Source organism: Amycolatopsis rifamycinica (genome assembly GCF_000695625.1).
In the GTDB taxonomy this organism is placed as follows: Bacteria; Actinomycetota; Actinomycetes; order Mycobacteriales; family Pseudonocardiaceae; genus Amycolatopsis; species Amycolatopsis rifamycinica.
The window spans coordinates 11,712-25,707 of sequence record NZ_JMQI01000070.1 but is presented as its reverse complement, the minus strand read 5'-3'; the positions used below and the strand labels follow the sequence as shown (position 1 = coordinate 25,707).

Here is a 13,996-nt window from a genome sequence, read left to right as displayed (position 1 = left end):
CGGCATGTTTACGTGAACATCGGAGTTCGCATGGCCCGTCTTCGTCGCTGCCTGCTCGTCCTGCTGCTCGTCCCCCTCTTCGCCGTTCCGGAAAGCGCTGCCGCCGCGACCAGCTCCTTCCGCGGCGTCAACTGGGCGGACGCCCGCGACAACTACGTGGACGGCTGGGTGATCCCGACCGGCCTCACCGCCGGGGACAGCTACGACAGCGTCCGCGGCAAGGCCGACGGCATCATCACCGGCTTCCAGACCAAGCTCGGCGCGAACACCGTGCGGCTGCCGATCAACCCGCAGAGCGTCAACTCGGACTGGTGGGGGCGGTACAAGGGCGCCGCCGACTCGGCCCTGTCCCACGGCATGAAGGTCATCTTCGGCTACTGGGAAGCGAACAAGGACGGCTTCGTCGACGACGGAGGCGCCTGGAACACCATGTGGGACAAGGTCACCGCCGACTACGGCGGCAACGGCAACGTGTACTTCGAGCCGATGAACGAGCCGTTCGGCTACAGCCTGAACGCCTGGGTTTCGCTCTGCTCGACCTGGCTGTCCCGGCACTCGGCCATCCCGCGCGGCCGGGTGCTGATCAGCGGCACCGGCTACAACGACAACGTCACCGGGGTCGGCGCGGCGAGCGCGTTGACCGGCACGCTGCTGTCGCTGCACTTCTACGGCTTCTGGGCCTCGGACACGACCCGCTCGGCGTGGACGGCGAACCTGAGCAACCGGCTCGGGTCGTACTCGTCGCGCACGATCATCGACGAGGCCGGCGCCCCGATGACGACCGGCCTGGACTACTCGGCCGGCCACCAGGACGGCAACAACTTCACGGCGTACTTCGCCGCGACCACGGACTTGGCCCGGTCGCGGCAGATGGGTGTCGTCTACTGGCCCGGCCTGCGTTCCGGGGACACGTACTCGATCACGCGGCAGAGCGGCAGCGGCCTGGAGACCAACAACGCCACGGGGGTCACGCAGCTGCGCTGGGGCTGGGGCCTGTAGCTCACCAGGCGCGGCCGAGATCGGCGTGCTGCCGGATCCAGGCGTGCATGACGATCCCGGCCGCCACCCCGGCGTTGATCGAGCGGGTCGTGCCGAACTGGGCGATCGACACCACCAGCGACGCCGCTTCCTGCGCCTGCGGGGAGAGCCCTGGCCCCTCCTGGCCGAAGAGCAGGACGCACTCGCGGGGGATCTCGGCCGTCTCGACCGGCTGGGATCCCGGCGTGTTGTCCACCGCGACGACGGCGAGGCCGCGCTCGGCCGCGAAGGCGATCAGGCCCTCGACGTCGTCGTGGTGGCGGAGGTGCTGGTAGCGGTCGGTCACCATGGCGCCGCGCCGGTTCCAGCGGCGGCGGCCGACGATGTGCACCTCGGCCGCGGCGAACGCGTTGGCCGTCCGCACCACCGTGCCGATGTTGTGGTCGTGCTGGAAGTTCTCGATCGCGACGTGGAACGGGTGCCGCCGGCTGTCCACATCGGACACAATGGCTTCGCGGCGCCAGTAGCGGTAGGCGTCGACGACGTTGCGGCGGTCGCCGTCGCGCAGCAGCTCGGGGTCGTACCGCTCGTCCGCGGGCCACTCACCCGGCCACGGGCCGACGCCGACCTCTTCGCGGCTGACCCATTCGGTGGGTCCGGGCACGGTGTTCACCCGGCGATTGTCGCCTAGCCGAGGTGGACGGGACGCACGTGGGTTTCTTCGGCGTCATCGTGGCGGTGGCGCCAGCGGTGGTAGACGCCGACGTAGGAGTAGGCGACCACCGCGATCGCGCCGATGCCGATCGCCGGCAGCCACGACTGCGGGAACACGGTCCCGTACAGGTAGTAGGCGTTGAACCCGCCGGGTAGGTCGCCGAGGCCCTGCTGGTGCCGGAAGTAGTTCTCCAGCGCGGTGAACGGGCACGGCACCGGCGCCACGTTGACCAGGATGCCCCAGGCCAGCCCGAGCAGGTGGATGAAGATCAGTTTCGGCCAGCGCCAGGCCACGAAGCCGCCGAAACCGATGAGCAGCAAGGCCAGGATGTGCACCACGACGGTCACGTCGGCCAGGAACTTCGCCATCGCACCCCCTCCACCGATCCCCCTACCAGCGACTTTACTCCGCCGGCCGGTTCCGTCCGCCCTTAAGAATGCCCAGTGCTGTGATGTTCAACCCTGCGGAGCAAGCCGTTCACCTCGGCGGTGACGGCGGAGTCACACCCGGTGGGAATTCCGGCGGCCGCTTCGCGGGGTACCGCGTCGGCTCCTCGTGCGGGTACTGGTCCGGCGCCCCGTCCGGTTTCTTCCGGTTCGGGTCGGCTGGGCGCTGCGGTTCCGGCGGCTCCTCCATATCCCGACGGTACGCCCGGCCGGCGTGCCGGGCAGCCGGATTTCACTCGACGCGATCGCCCGCCACCGGCTCGTCGGCCGGGATGTGGATGTCGGTGACGGTGATGTTCACCTCGACGACCTCCAGCCCCGTCATCCGCTCGATGGCCGTCACGACGTTGCGGCGCACCGAGCGGGCCAGCTCCGCGATGGCGATGCCGTACTCGACGAGCACCTGCAGGTCCACCGCCGCCTGCTGCTCGCCGACCTCGGCCGACACGCCCTGGCCCACGCTGGCCGACGCACCCGGGATGCGGTCGCGGAGGGCGCCGAACGCCCGGGCCGCGCCGCCGCCGAGGTCGTGCACCCCGTGGACCTCGCGCGCCGCGAGACCGGCGATCTGCTGCACCACGGTGTCGGCGATCGTGGTGGTGCCCTGCTGGGTGACGAGCGCGGTCCCGGTCATGGTTCCTCCCTGGATGTCCTGTGCCCCAGCGCTTTCGTCACCAAGGACAGCCGGGGCGGGAGGTCGTCACTGTGACGCGGGTCTCGCGAAGGCGGCACCGTCGAGGTCGGTGACGACCAGCCGCAGCCGGGCGGCCGCCCACTCCGTGCCCGCCAGCACCGGACGCACGGCCTCGGCCACCCGGTCCAGCCGCGGCGGAATCGGCAGCCGCGTGGCGATCAGCCGGATCTCGACGCGTTCCGCCGACAGGCCGACCGCGGCGCTCGCCGTCGACCACGGGGCTTCCGGGGTCGCCGGGCGAAGGCCGTCCACCGTGGCGAGGGCGCCGAGGATCCGCTCGACGGTTTCGTCCGCGGTCATCGGACCGCCGGCTCGATGTCCATGATGGACACCGTCACCTCGTCGACGACCAGGCCGGTCTGCTCGGCCACGAACCGGGTCACCGAACGCTGGACCGCCCGGCCCACCGCCGCGGCCTGGTCGGCCCCCGCCGTGACCAGGTCGATCTGGATGGTCACCCGGCCGTCGGCGGTCCGCACCCGGACACCGTCGGCCGGCGCCGGGTCGAGTCCCTTCCACCGCTGCCGGGCCGCGCGCGTCCACGCCGTCACCAGGCCGCGCAGGCCCGGTTCGAGCCGCACCACTCCCGGCGTGGTGATCGCGGCCCGCGCGGCCACGCTGGCGATCACCGGGTCGGCGACGACGTGCTCGACGCTCATTCCGCCGGCTCCCCGGCCGGGTCTTCCGCGAAGACGTCTTCCTCGAACACGTCGTCCACGTGCAGGTCGAGCTTCGCCAGCGTCAGGCCCACCCGGGCCGCGGCCGCCGCGGTCACCCGCTCCCGCACCCGCGCCAACGCCGCCCCGCCCGTGGCGTTCCGCAGGCTCACCGCCAGGGTGAGCTCGACTTCGACGCCGCCCTCGGCGACCGTGCGCACCCGGCAGCGCCGGGCCCGGACGCCGTCGACGGTGTCGGCCGCGTACCGCAGCACCGCGGCCACCGCCTGCTCGCTGACCTCGACGAACCCCGGTTCCGGGGTCGGCAGCCGCACCATCGAGCCACGCCGCACCTCGGCGCGCACGGCGGACATGATCCGCGTGAACAGGTCCGGCGACGGCGCGTCCTCCTCGGCCGTCAGCTCGGCCGTCGCCTCGCGCAGAGCCAGCAGGCTCTCGCGCGCGGCACCGCAGTGCGGGCAGGTCAGCTCGTGTTCGTCGGCCAGCCCGGCGCCGACCGCGTCGAGCCGCTCCCACACCTGCTCGACATCGCGTTCGCAGGGCAGTTCGTAGTCCGTCATCGCCACGGCTTCATCACCTCCGCCAGCTGGGCCCGGGCGCGCGCGATCCGGCCGCGGACGGCCGTCGCGTTGGCGCCGACGATTTCGCCGATCTCGTCGTAGGACCGGCCGTGCACTTCCCGCAGCAGCCAGCACGCCCGCTGCTCGGGAGTCAGCTGCGCCAGTGCCGCGTTCAACGCCGCGAGCTGACCGCTCACCTGGGCGGCCCGTTCCGGCTGGAGGTCGGCCCGCGGCGACTCCGCGGTGTCGAGGTCGACGTCGGCCCGGGGCCTGCGCGCGCGGATCGCGTTGAGGCAGCGGTTCGTGGTGGCCCGGTAGAGCCAGCCGACGAACGCGGCGTCCTCGGTGAGCTGGCCGAGCTTGCGCCAGGCGTTGAGGAACACCTCCTGCACGACGTCCTCGGCGTCGCCGCGGTGGGCGAGCAGCCTGACGGCGAGCCGGAACATCGGGCCCTGGTAGCGCAGCACGAGCTGTTCGTACGCCCGGACGTCGCCGTCCCGCGCCCGGCCGACGAGCGTGACGTCGTCGAGCGGCGTGGTCGTCGTCACGGCACCTCCTCACGGGGAGGACACCGGGGCGGGGAGAACGTCACGCGGTGATTGTCGGTGACGGTGGTCACCGGGGCGAATCCGCGGATCCGCCCCGGTGGTGCTCAGTCGAGGCCGAGGTCGTCCTTGCCGAGGACGTACCGGTACTCGAGGCCTTCCTTCTCGATCGCCTCACGCGCGCCGGTGTCACGGTCGACGACCGTCGCGACGCCGATGACGTTCGCGCCCGCTTCGCGCAGGGCCTCGACCGCCGTCAGGACGCTGCCGCCGGTCGTGGACGTGTCCTCGACCGCCAGCACGCGCTGGCCGCGGACCTCCATGCCCTCGATGCGCCGCTGCATGCCGTGCTCCTTGACCGCCTTGCGGACCACGAACGCGTCCAGCACGACCCCGTCGTTCGCCGCGGAGTGCAGCATCGCCAGCGCCACCGGGTCGGCGCCGAGCGTCAGGCCGCCGGCCGCCACGTAGTCCCAGTCCGCCGTGAGCTGGCGCAGGAGCTTGCCGATCAGCGGCGCGGCCGCGTGGTGCAGGGTCGCCCGCCGGAGGTCGATGTAGTAGTCGGCTTCCTTGCCGGACGCCAGGGTCACTTTTCCGTGCACCACGGAAAGATCGGTGACCAGCCTGGCCAGTTCGAGTTTCGCCGCTTGATCCAACCCGGGGTTCGCCACGGCCGAGAGTCTTACACACGGCCGGGTTCATTCACCGACGGATGTGGCATCGACCGCACGCCCGCGCGTGGCGGCCCACGCCGGCACCAGGATCGCCGAGAGCGAGAGCACCACGGCGATCGCGAGCACGGCCAGGTAGATCGTCACCGGACCCGACGGCAGCGGCGTCCCGGTCACCACAAGGCAGAACGGCACGATCGCCCCCGCCGCGACGAGCGTCCCGAGCAGCACCGCGATGGCCGCGATCAGGCCGCCTTCGACGCCGGCCATGCGCAGCACCTGCCCGCGGGTGAAGCCGCTCAGCCGCTGCACCCCGAACTCGCGCCGGCGCCGCGCGGTGGCCGTCACCAGCGTGTTCACCACGGAGATCACCGTGTACGCGATGATCATCCCGACGAGCAGGTAGTTGACCCAGGCGCCGACCTCGTTGCCCTTCGCGTGCGCCGCGATCAGCGTGCCGCGGTCGCCGACGAACACCGGCAGCCCGGCGGTCGCCGCGCGAAGGCGCGAAGTCAGCGTCGCCGCGTCGACGCCGGGAGCGGCGTTGACCAGCAACTGCGGGGCGAGCCCGAGCGTCGTGTGCGGGGCCAGCAGTCCGGCGGGCAGGACCAGCTTTTCGAACCCGGGACGCTGATCGACGACGGCGGTGACCCGCACGTCCACCGGCGTGCCGTCGCCGAGCCGCAGCGACAGCGTGTCGCCGACGTGGTGGCCGAGCGTCGACGGCACCTCGACGGCGTTCCCGGTCAGCTCGCTGACGCCGAGCGCGGGCCGGCCGTCGTCGTTCTGGCCCGAGTCGAACGGCTTCTCGACGAACACCGTGCTCGTGACGTACTCGGACGCGCCCGCGACCTCCGGCAGCGCCCTGACCCGGCCCAGCACCGCCGGGTCGAGCCCGCCGGCCGAGCCGACGACCGCGTCCGCGCGCAGGTCCTCGGTGTAGGCCTGGTTCGAGACGGCTTCCTGGGTGGTCTGCAGGTAGATGTTGGCGGTCGCGATGCCGACCGCGAGCATGATCGGGGTGACCGCCCCGGCCGCCCGGACCGCGCCGACGCGTGTGTTGCGCAGCGCGACCCGGCCGTTGACGCCGGTGAGCGCGTGCACCGGCCAGGTCAGCAGGGAGGCCACCAGCTTCGTCACGCCGGGGCTGATCGCCGCCAGCCCGAACGCCCACAGCATCACCGCCGGACCGGCCGTGCTGGCCGCGACCGGGCCGGTCATCACCGCGACCGTGACGATGCCCAGCGCCGTCCCGCCCGCGAAGCACAGGATCGCGGTGACCAGCCGGATCGGCGTCAGCCAGCGCCGCTCCACGGCGGCTTCGGCGAGCGCCTCGGTCGGGCGGATCCGCGAAGCACGCCGTCCCGCCACGAAGGAAGCACCCACGACGGCCAGCAGCGACGCGCCCGCGGCGACCACCGCCGGCACCCAGCCCTGCTCGTACCGCAGCACGTCCGGGACGACCTGGTGCTCCGCGAGCCGGCCGAACAGCCACTCACCGAGCACCGGGCCGAGCACCACGGCGGCGCCGACCGCGAGCAGCCCGACGACGAGCGCCTCGCCGAGCACCATCCGCCGCAGCTGGCGCGGGGTGGTGCCGATCGCGCGCAGCAGGGCGAGTTCGCGTTGGCGCTGCTGCGTCGACAGCGTCAGCGTGCCCGCCACGACGAACACCATGACCATCGCCGAGAGGCCGCCCGACACGGCGGCCAGCACGATCAGGTTTTCGCCGCCCTTGCCCGTCTCGGGGAACTCGAAGGCGCCGCGGTCGACGCCGGTCGCCACGACCCCGGCGTCCCCGACGGCCGCGATCACGGCGGCGACGTCACCGCCGAAGACGCCGATGGTGTCGAAGCGGCCCGGGTGCCCGGACAGCCGTTCGGCGTCCGAAGGAGCGAAGAACACGGCCGAGTCCCGCATGGCCTGCGGCGCCTGGGCGATCCCGGAGATCCGGAACGGGCTGACGCTGCCGTGCGCGGCGACCGGCAGCGTGTCCCCGACGGCGAGCCCGAGCCCGGCGTCGACGACGACTTCGCCGGGCTTCGGGGCGGTGCCCTCCAGCGCGTACGGCGTCAGAACGGCGGAATCCCAGGCGTGCCCCAGCGCGCTCGCGGCCCCGATCCGCGCCGGGAAGCTGACCTCGCCGACCACCTTCGTGACGCCCGGGACCGCGCGCAGCCGATCGGCCAGGCCCGCGTCGAGCCGGACCCGCTCGGGCAGGGTCGCGTTCTCGAACTTGTGCTTGTCGTCGGCGTCGAGGGACGCCGGGTCCTCCTTCGGCAGCTCGAGCGTCTGCTGCCCGCCGACCACGATCGGAGCCGTGGCGAGCCGCTGCACCGGCGTCTCCGACCGGATGCCGGTCTCCATCAGGCCGCCGCACGCCGAGACCACCAGCGCGCCGAAGAACACGGCGACGAACGTCGCCAGGAAGCCGCCCTTGCGCAGGCGGAGGGTCCGCAGTGCCAGCTTGAACATCAGGCCGCCACCCGGCCCCATGCCCCCAGGTGGGTCAACCGCTCGGCGACGGCTTCGGCGGTCGGCCGCGCGAGCCGCCCGGCGATCCGGCCGTCGGCCAGGAACACGACGTCGTCGGCGAAGGAGGCGGCGACCGGGTCGTGCGTCACCATGATCACCGTCTGGCCCGACGACCGGACGGAGTCGCGCAGCAGGCCGAGCACCTCCGCGGCGGTGCGGGTGTCGAGGGCGCCGGTCGGCTCGTCGGCGAACAGCACGGCGGGACTGGTGATCAGGGCGCGGGCGATGGCGACGCGCTGCTGCTGACCGCCGGAGAGCTGCCCGGGCAGGTGCTTGCGGCGCCCGTCGAGCCCGACGTGGGTGAGGATCCGCGCCACGAGCCGCTTGTCGGGGCGCTTGCCGGCCAGCTGCAGCGGCAGCACGACGTTCTGCTCGACCGTCAGCGCCGGGAGCAGGTTGAACGCCTGGAAGACGAAGCCGACGCGGTCGCGCCGCAGCTTCGTCAGGTAGGTCTCGTTCTTGCCGTCGAGGTCCTGGCCGTCGAGCACGACGCGGCCGGACGTGGGCCGGTCGAGGCCGGCCGCGCAGTGCAGGAACGTGCTCTTGCCGGAGCCGGACGGGCCCATCACCGCGGTGAACCCGCCGCGCGGGAACGCGATCGAAACGCCGTCCAGCGCGACCACGCCCTTGCCGTACTCCTTGCGCACGGCCTCCAGCCGGACCGCGTCGGCTGCCTCGTGCCACCCAGTTGTCATGGGCGAAACGCTATTGAGCCACCCCACCGATCACCCTGGTGCGCACGTGCGTCTTCCGGGTAGGGACAGCCCTACTCCCGAGTGTTCCCGGGAAAGCTCAGGTGCGGCCCTTGCCGCCGAAGCCGCCGCTGATCCGGCGCAGCACCGCGCGTGGCAGGAGGCCGCCGATCGCGACGACGGCCTTGTACTGCAGGCTCGGCACGGAGATCACCTTTCCGCGGCGCAGGTCCGCGAGGGCCTCGTTGACCACCTGTTCGACACCCAACCAGGCGAATTTCGGACCGGATTTGCCGATGCCGGCCCGTTCGTGGAACTCAGTCGCCGTGAAGCCGGGGCACAGGGCCATCATCCGGACGCCCTTGGGCAGCGACGCGGCGATGCCTTCGGTGAAGGAGGTGACCCAGTTCTTGCTGGCCGTGTACGTCGAACCGCGGCCGCTGAAGAACCCCGCCACGCTGCTGACCTGGATGATTTCGCCGTGACCGCGCTCGATCATGCCGGGCAGCACGGCCCGGGTGAGCCGCAGGACGGCGGTGACGTTGACGTCGAGCTGGCGCTGCAGCGCGTCCGGCGGAATGGTCCAGAAGTCGCCGTTCAGCCCGAAGCCGGCGTTATTCACCAGGAGGTCGACGGGCCCGGCGGCGAGCCGCTCCTCGACCGCCGTCCGGCCGTCCACTTCGGACAGATCGGCGGGGGGCACCTCGACGGCGACGCCGTGCTTTTCCCGCAGCTCAGCGGCGTAGGCCTCCAGTCGCGCGGTGTCGCGGGCGACGAGCACCAGGTCGTGCTTTTCGGCGGCGAGCGTGCGCGCGAACTGCGCGCCGATGCCCGCGGTGGCGCCCGTTATGAGAGCGGTGGTGGTCATGTGGGTGAACATACTCGCTGGTCACGGGTGGACGTGCGTTCGATTGGGCGGGGAAGTATCGTCCGCCGCATGGGTAAGCACAGCAGGCGCAAAGGCGGCTACCTGCCCAAGGTCGCCGCGGGCGCGGCGCCCGTCGCGCTGCTCTTCGCGGCCCCCGCCGCGGCGCTCGCGACCCCGGCCGAGCTGACGCTGCCCCTCGACCACCGCGACGCCGGCACGTTCCGGCGTGACGTCTCGACGTCGGGTGAAGACGGGTCGTCGGTGATCCGCGAGACGCTGACCGCGAGCCGCCACGACTTCCTGGCGAAGGAGGTCGCCGGCGCGCTGCTCACGCACGACCTGGCCGAGTCCGCGGTCACCCGCCGGAACGAGTGGCAGACGGGCACGTGGGCCGCCTCGCAGGAAACCGAGTCGTTCGCCCGCGCCGGCCGCCACACCGTGGGCTGGGCCGGCGTCCGCGCGGTCTCCGCGAACTACCAGCAGCTCGGCCAAGGCGCCTCCCGGAACCTGTCGCTCTCGCCCCTCGGCGGCGGCGCCGGCCACCGGATCGGCGCCGGCGAAGGCATGACCCACGGCATCTGGCCGGCCGACGGCGTCGACGTGCTGAGCCAGAACGCGGAACAGCTGGACACCGGCCTGCAAGGGAGCTTCGCCGGCGACCTCCGGAGCGCGGTGTCGGCCCGCCGGTCATCCGGCCAGGCGGTCGACATCGGCCGCCTCGGCGCGATCGGCGCGACGTCCGAACAGCACGCGACCGGCCAGCTCACCGGCGTCCTGGACCTGGGCCAGAGCCACGAAGCAGGCGGCCAGCTGGGCCCGGCGTGGGGCCTGGCGAAGACGAGCCAGTCCCTCGGCCCGGCCGGCCCGGCGGGTTCGATCCGCGGCGACCTCGGCGTGGACCACGTGGTCCACGCGGAAGGCGGCACGACGTCGGTGCGCGGCACCCTCGACCGGTCGGGGTCGCTCAGCGTCCTCGACCAGCGGTTGCTCGGCTTCTAGTTCTCGCTCGGCTTCGGCTCGACGTCCGCGGGCGGCGGCGGGACCGGCGTCCCCGCCGCCGGGGCAACCGGGGCCGGGGCGGCCGGCGCCGTCGCCTCGGACGGGACCGGGGCGCTCGCCTGGTGGCGGCCCGCCTCGTAGTCCTCGTCGAACGGGTCGACGATGTCCGCGATCTCGCCCAGGTCGCGCAGCAGGCGCTCGAGGCGGGACGGGCCCGCCGTCGGGACCACGCTGGCCAGCACCCACTCGTTCTCCAGCCAGGCCACGCCGACGTCGCCGCCGAGCTGGTCCGCCGCGTCGACGAGCTCCTGCGTGATCACCACGCGGGCACCCTCCGCGTCGTCCGCGAAGGCGTAGCGGGCGCCGATCGGGCCGAGCATCTCGGGCATGTCCGCGCGCTGGAACGGGACGCTGGACAGCCACATCTCGATCGGGATGCGGTGCTTCTTGTTGCAGCGCACCGCGACCACGACCGCGGGGATCTGGCCCTCGGTCTCGATGTCGAAGATGAACACCGGGCGGCGGCCGTCGGAGGTGAAAGTCGAACCCGCCACGACGTTCACGGCCGCGTCCGCGCCGAAGTAGCCGATGGCGCCGTTCGACCACTGCTGCGGCAGGCGCTCGTCCTCCTCGACGAACTGCCAGCCGCGCAACTGCGCCCACCGCATTCGCTCGCGGTTGCGCGAGCCCTCCTTCGCCCGGTCGGCCGCGAGCAACCCCAGCCCCGCCACCAGGGCGACGGCCGCGATGACGAACCAGATCCACGCCGGAATACCCACGACGGCCAGGGTATCGCCTGTTACGCCGGAGGGATGATCGCCGGTCCCCGTGTCGCCGGGCCCATTCGGAGCATTTTCCGCGGTTCCGGGTCGACAAATCGGCACGAACCACTGTGGACAGCCGTGAAGGCCACCTCGAGCGAGGTGGCCTTCACGAACAGTCAGACGCGGGTGACGGTCAGCGCGTCACCGGCCTCCAGGTCCGGGCCGTCGACGCGCACGGTGTCGCCGTCCCGGATCTCGCCCGACAGCAGCTCCTTCGCCAGCTTGTCGCCGATCGCCGACTGGACCAGCCGCCGCAGCGGGCGGGCGCCGTAGATCGGGTCGAAGCCGTTGAGGGCGAGCCACTCGCGGGCGCCGTCGGTGACCTCCAGGTTCAGCCGCCGCTGGGCCAGCCGCTTGGCGAGCCGGGCGACCTGGATGTCCACAATGGACGTCAGCTGCTCGGTGCCGAGCGAGTGGAACACGACGATGTCGTCGAGCCGGTTGAGGAACTCCGGCTTGAACTGCCGCTGCACCACCTCGAGCACCGCGTCCCGCCGCTGCCGCTCGTCGAGCGACGGGTCGGCGATGGCCTGCGAGCCGAGGTTCGAGGTCAGGATCAGGATGGTGTTCCGGAAGTCCACCGTCCGGCCCTGGCCGTCGGTCAGCCGCCCGTCGTCGAGGACCTGCAGCAGCACGTCGAAGACGTCCGGGTGGGCCTTCTCCACCTCGTCGAGCAGCACCACCGAGTACGGGCGGCGCCGCACGGCCTCGGTCAGCTGGCCGCCCTGGTCGTAGCCGACGTACCCCGGCGGGGCACCGACCAGGCGCGCCACCGAGTGCTTCTCGGCGTACTCGCTCATGTCGATGCGCTGCATCGCGCGCTCGTCGTCGAACAGGAACTCGGCCAGCGCCTTGGCCAGCTCGGTCTTGCCGACGCCGGTGGGGCCGAGGAACAGGAACGAACCGGTCGGCCGGTCGGGGTCGGCGACGCCGGCACGGGCGCGGCGGACCGCGTCCGCGACGACCTGCACGGCCTCGGCCTGCCCGATGACGCGCCGGGTCAGCTCCTCCTCCATCCGGAGCAGCTTGCCGGTCTCGCCCTCCAGCAGCCGTCCCGCCGGGATGCCGGTCCACGCGCTGACCACGTCCGCGACGTCGTCCGCGCCGACCTCCTCCTTGAGCATGACGTTCTGCTGGCTGGCCTCGCTCGCCGCGGTGGCCGCCTCGAACTCCTTCTCCAGCGCCGGGATCCGGCCGTAACGCAGCTCGGCGGCCTTGCCGAGGTCGCCGTCGCGCTCGGCGCGCTCCGACTCGCCGCGCAGCTGCTCGAGCTGCTCCTTGAGCTCGCGGACCTTCTCGATCGAGCCCTTCTCGTTCTGCCAGCGCGCGGTCAGCGCGGTCAGCGTCTCGCGCTTTTCCGCCAGCTCCGCCCGCAACGCCGCCAGCCGATCGCGAGAAGCGGCGTCGCTCTCCTTGGCGAGCGCCATCTCCTCGATCTCCAGGCGACGCACGGCGCGCTCGACCTCGTCGATCTCCACCGGCCGCGAGTCGATCTCCATGCGCAGCTTCGACGCGGCCTCGTCGACCAGGTCGATCGCCTTGTCGGGGAGGAAGCGCGCGGTGATGTAGCGGTCGGACAGCGTCGCGGCGGCGACCAGCGCGGCGTCCGTGATGCGGACACCGTGGTGCACCTCGTAGCGCTCCTTCAACCCGCGCAGGATCGCGATGGTGTCCTCCGGCGACGGCTCGCCGACCAGCACCTGCTGGAAGCGCCGCTCCAGGGCGGCGTCCTTCTCGATGTGCTGGCGGTACTCGTCGAGCGTGGTCGCGCCGACCATCCGCAGCTCGCCGCGGGCGAGCATCGGCTTGATCATGTTGCCCGCGTCCATCGCGCCGCCCTCGCCGGTGCCGCCGGCGCCGACGATCGTGTGCAGCTCGTCGATGAAGGTGATGACCTCGCCCGCGGAGTCGGTGATCTCCTTGAGCACGGCCTTCAGCCGCTCTTCGAACTCACCGCGGTACTTCGCGCCGGCCACCATCGACCCGAGGTCGAGGGCGACGACGCGCTTGCCGCGCAGCGACTCCGGCACGTCACCGGCGACGATGCGCTGGGCCAGCCCTTCGACGATGGCCGTCTTGCCGACACCGGGCTCGCCGATCAGGACCGGGTTGTTCTTCGTGCGCCGCGACAGCACCTGCACGACGCGGCGGATCTCGGTGTCCCGCCCGATCACCGGGTCGAGCTCGCCGGCGCGGGCGCGCTGGGTGAGGTCGACGCCGTACTTTTCGAGTGCCTTGAAGGTGCTCTCCGGGTCCGCGCTGGTGATCCGGGCCGAGCCGCGGACCTTGGCGAACGCCTCCTGCAGCGCGTCCGGCGTCGCCCCGTGGCGCTTGAGCAGGTCGGCGACCTGACCGCCCTCGGTGGCGAGCCCGACGAGCAGGTGCTCGGTCGAGACGTACTCGTCGCCCAGCTCGGTGGCGAGCTTCTGGGCGCGCGTCAGCGACTTGACCGCGTAGGTGTCGAACTGCGGGCTCGACACGGTGGCGCCGGTCGCGGACGGCAGCGCCGCGATGAGCGGCTCGAGGTCCTTGTGCACCACCTCCGGGTCGGCCCCGACCGCGGTCAGCAGCGGCGCGGTGAGCCCCTCACCCTGCGCCAGCAGGGCGCCCAGCAGGTGCGGCGCCGAAACGTGCGGGTTGCCGGCCATGGTGGCCGCCTGCGCCGCCGACGAGATCGCCTGCTGAGTCTTCGTGGTCGGGTTGAAAGCGTCCATCCCTCACCTCATGCTCGGTACTGCGAAGTACTGGTGACAGGCCTGAACGTGACCCGTCACCCTCTCTAACGCACGGAA

15 protein-coding genes are annotated in these 13,996 nt (G+C 72.3%); 2 read left to right on the top strand and 13 right to left on the bottom strand.

The features are described 5' to 3' along the window. Positions 1–30: 30 nt before the first annotated feature. Entirely contained in the window at positions 31–999 is a 969-nt protein-coding gene (locus tag DV20_RS34140; protein WP_043787326.1) for a cellulase family glycosylhydrolase, read from the top strand. Between the two features lies 1 nt (position 1,000). Here the strand turns inward: DV20_RS34140 and DV20_RS34135 are convergent, their stop codons facing one another. From DV20_RS34135 to DV20_RS34085, 11 genes are all read right to left on the bottom strand, one after another. Continuing rightward, on the bottom strand, positions 1,001–1,651 hold the full coding sequence (locus DV20_RS34135) for a TrmH family RNA methyltransferase (protein ID WP_043787325.1): 651 nt from the start codon (positions 1,649–1,651) through the stop codon (positions 1,001–1,003). 14 nt (positions 1,652–1,665) lie between these two features. After that, entirely contained in the window at positions 1,666–2,061 is a 396-nt protein-coding gene (locus DV20_RS34130; protein WP_043787324.1) for a DUF2784 domain-containing protein, read from the bottom strand. Positions 2,062–2,371: 310 nt separating this feature from the next. After that, positions 2,372–2,773 (bottom strand): Asp23/Gls24 family envelope stress response protein, encoded by a 402-nt coding sequence (locus DV20_RS34125; protein WP_051736241.1) that lies wholly within the window; start codon positions 2,771–2,773, stop codon positions 2,372–2,374. 66 nt (positions 2,774–2,839) lie between these two features. Continuing rightward, the gene (locus tag DV20_RS34120) at positions 2,840–3,133 is read right to left on the bottom strand and encodes a hypothetical protein (RefSeq protein ID WP_043787322.1); all 294 of its coding nucleotides are present in this window, start codon (positions 3,131–3,133) and stop codon (positions 2,840–2,842) included. Continuing rightward, the gene (locus DV20_RS34115; RefSeq protein WP_043787321.1) at positions 3,130–3,492 is read right to left on the bottom strand and encodes an Asp23/Gls24 family envelope stress response protein; all 363 of its coding nucleotides are present in this window, start codon (positions 3,490–3,492) and stop codon (positions 3,130–3,132) included. The genes DV20_RS34120 and DV20_RS34115 overlap by 4 nt, the downstream gene beginning before the upstream one ends. Next, positions 3,489–4,076 (bottom strand): hypothetical protein, encoded by a 588-nt coding sequence (locus DV20_RS34110; RefSeq protein WP_043787320.1) that lies wholly within the window; start codon positions 4,074–4,076, stop codon positions 3,489–3,491. Before DV20_RS34110 ends, DV20_RS34115 begins: the two co-directional genes overlap by 4 nt. Further along, a complete protein-coding gene (locus DV20_RS34105) occupies positions 4,067–4,618 on the bottom strand; it encodes an RNA polymerase sigma factor (RefSeq protein WP_043787318.1) in 552 nt (183 codons plus the stop codon). The genes DV20_RS34110 and DV20_RS34105 overlap by 10 nt, the downstream gene beginning before the upstream one ends. 104 nt (positions 4,619–4,722) lie before the next feature. Further along, positions 4,723–5,286, bottom strand: coding sequence for an orotate phosphoribosyltransferase (gene pyrE, locus DV20_RS34100; protein WP_043787317.1), 564 nt, complete (start codon positions 5,284–5,286; stop codon positions 4,723–4,725). A gap of 27 nt (positions 5,287–5,313) precedes the next feature. Then, positions 5,314–7,761 (bottom strand): ABC transporter permease, encoded by a 2,448-nt coding sequence (locus tag DV20_RS34095; protein ID WP_043787388.1) that lies wholly within the window; start codon positions 7,759–7,761, stop codon positions 5,314–5,316. Continuing rightward, complete coding sequence (locus DV20_RS34090; protein WP_043787316.1) at positions 7,761–8,516, bottom strand: ABC transporter ATP-binding protein; 756 nt, start codon at positions 8,514–8,516, stop codon at positions 7,761–7,763. Before DV20_RS34090 ends, DV20_RS34095 begins: the two co-directional genes overlap by 1 nt. A 97-nt stretch (positions 8,517–8,613) precedes the next feature. Further along, a complete protein-coding gene (locus DV20_RS34085; RefSeq protein WP_043787387.1) occupies positions 8,614–9,381 on the bottom strand; it encodes an SDR family NAD(P)-dependent oxidoreductase in 768 nt (255 codons plus the stop codon). A gap of 69 nt (positions 9,382–9,450) precedes the next feature. On the opposite strand from DV20_RS34085, the gene DV20_RS34080 reads away from it, so the two are divergent. Then, positions 9,451–10,380: a hypothetical protein gene (locus DV20_RS34080; protein ID WP_043787315.1), complete on the top strand. Its 930-nt coding sequence runs from the start codon at positions 9,451–9,453 to the stop codon at positions 10,378–10,380. On the opposite strand, the gene DV20_RS34075 is transcribed toward DV20_RS34080, so the two are convergent. Then, a complete protein-coding gene (locus DV20_RS34075) occupies positions 10,377–11,159 on the bottom strand; it encodes a type III secretion system chaperone family protein (RefSeq protein ID WP_043787314.1) in 783 nt (260 codons plus the stop codon). The two genes, DV20_RS34080 and DV20_RS34075, sit on opposite strands and share 4 nt — an antisense overlap. 161 nt (positions 11,160–11,320) lie before the next feature. Then, entirely contained in the window at positions 11,321–13,918 is a 2,598-nt protein-coding gene (clpB, locus tag DV20_RS34070; RefSeq protein WP_043787313.1) for an ATP-dependent chaperone ClpB, read from the bottom strand. Positions 13,919–13,996: the final 78 nt, after the last annotated feature.